This window comes from Pseudomonas sp. BMW13, from assembly GCF_013357275.1.
Taxonomy (GTDB): domain Bacteria; phylum Pseudomonadota; class Gammaproteobacteria; order Pseudomonadales; family Pseudomonadaceae; genus Aquipseudomonas; species Aquipseudomonas khazarica.
This window is the reverse complement of record NZ_SUKD01000065.1, coordinates 1-293: the sequence shown is the minus strand read 5'-3', so window position 1 is coordinate 293 and position 293 is coordinate 1. Positions and strand designations below refer to the sequence as shown.

The following is a 293-nucleotide window of genomic DNA, read 5'->3' as shown; positions in this document are numbered from 1 at the left end:
CGATCATGCCGATGTGCCATTGCTGGATGCCGTAGTGGCCGAGGTCTTCGGCACCGATGCCGGCGCTGAACAGGGTGTGCACCCAGTCGAAGCTGCCGACCGCGATCAGGCCGGCGTAGCCCAGGCAGCACAGGCAGGCGATGACGCCGATGACGCGCTGGATGCCGCGTGGAGCGAGCTTGACCAGCGCATCCACGCCGATGTGGCCGGCGGTGCGCACGCCGTAGGCCAGGCCGAAGAAGATCAGCCAGCCGAACAGCGCCTTGGTCAGGGCGTTGCTCCAGGTCATGGCC

Annotated in this window: 1 protein-coding gene; it reads right to left on the bottom strand. The window is 67.6% G+C overall.

The annotated features are described in order from the left end of the window. The coding region (locus tag E4487_RS25035) for a TRAP transporter small permease (RefSeq protein ID WP_175254571.1) at window positions 1-293 on the bottom strand (293 nt) is incomplete at both ends.